This window comes from Leucobacter sp. M11, from assembly GCF_035726885.1.
Classification (GTDB): Bacteria; Actinomycetota; Actinomycetes; order Actinomycetales; family Microbacteriaceae; genus JAPFRB01.
The window spans coordinates 515,827-517,338 of the sequence record NZ_JAPFRB010000003.1 but is presented as its reverse complement, the minus strand read 5'-3'; the positions used below and the strand labels follow the sequence as shown (position 1 = coordinate 517,338).

General features: G+C 74.2%; 2 protein-coding genes. Both read left to right on the top strand.

Features of this window, described 5'->3' with window-relative positions; genetic code table 11:
* A partial coding sequence (locus tag OOT08_RS10825; RefSeq protein ID WP_325092654.1) for a GNAT family N-acetyltransferase occupies positions 1–511 on the top strand: 511 nt, incomplete at its 5' end.
* A gap of 51 nt (positions 512–562) precedes the next feature.
* On the top strand, positions 563–1,512 hold a 950-nt coding region (locus OOT08_RS10820), incomplete at its 3' end, for a DMT family transporter (protein WP_325092653.1).

Genomic DNA, 1,512 nt, shown 5'->3' with positions numbered 1-1,512 from the left:
GGATGGCACCGTGGCCGACACCTCACCCCTCGCAGTCCGCCCGCTCGCCGCCGCCGACGAGGAGCGGTGGCGCGAGCTGTTCCGCGTCTACCGCGCTTTCTATCGCCTCCCGGCGGACGAGGGCGTCGTCAGCACGGTCTGGGGCTGGCTCACCGATGCGACGCACGAGTGCGAGGCGCTCCTCGTCGAGCGCGAGGGCCGCATCGTCGGCCTGGCGCACGCGCGCCGATTCTCGCGACCCTCGACCGGGACCGTCGGGATCTGGCTCGATGACCTCTTCACCGACCCGGAGGCGCGCGGCGCCGGGGCCGGGCGGGCGCTGATCCAGCGGCTCACGGAGATCGCGGCGGCCGAGGGCCGCTCCGTCGTCCGCTGGATCACGGCGGAGGACAACGAGCGGGCGCAGGCGCTCTACGACCGAGTGGCGACGCGCACCCAATGGGTCACCTACGACGCGGCCCCGGCCGAGCCGCTCCCCGTCGCGTCCCGTCCGGCGTCGTCCCGTGCGTGACGCCGCCCGGGCCCCGCGTCCCCCGGTCGCGCCCCGCGGGGAGGGGCCCCGATGAAGCTGACTGATTTCGGGGCGCTGACCCTGGTCGCGCTGCTCTGGGGCGTGAACTTCGTGGCCGCGAAGGTGGGACTCACCGCCTTCACGCTGTGGGAGTTTCGGGTGGCCGCCTTCGGCGGGGGTGCCCTCGTCCTCGTCGTGATCGCGCTCTGCACGGGGACGAGCCTCCGGCTCCGGCGTCGCGGGGATACCCTGCGGTTGCTGCTCGCCGGGAGCCTGAGCGTCGGCGGCTTCGGGGTCTTTTCCGCGCTCGCCCTGCTGCACACCACCGCGGGGCGCGCCACCATCGGCGTCTACACGATGCCGATCTGGGTCGTGCTGCTCGCCAGCGTCCTGCTCAACGAGCCGCTCACCCGGCGGCGGATCCTCTCGCTGGCCCTCGGGGCATCGGGGCTGCTCGTCCTCGCGCTGCCGCAGTTTCTCGCCGGAGAATGGCTGGGGCTCACCTGCGCGATCGCCGCCGCCGTGAGCTGGGCGCTCGGCACCGTGCTGCTCAAGCGAGCCGCGGTCGACGCTCCCCCGATCACGACGACCGCCTGGCAGCTCATCGCGGGCAGCGCCGTCTGCGCGGTAGGCCTCGTCCTGGCCCCGCGCCAGGAGCCGCTGATACTGACCGGCGATGCGGTGCTCGGCGTCCTCTACAACCTGGTCTTCGGCACCGTGATCGCCTACCTCATCTGGTTTACGCTGCTGCGCCGGATCCCCGCGGGGGCCGCCGGAATCGGCACGCTGCTCGTGCCCGTCTTCGGGGTGCTCGCCTCATTCGCGCTGCTCGGGGAGATCCCCACGAGCGCCGACCTCGCGGGGCTCGCGCTGATCGTGCTCGCGGCGGGCTTCCCCCTCTTTCCGGATCGGGCGGCCTCCCCCGGGCCCGCGGCCCCGGTTCCCGGCGGGGCACCCTCCGGCGAGGCGGGCGCGTCCGATCAGTCCGGCGGCCCGCCCGG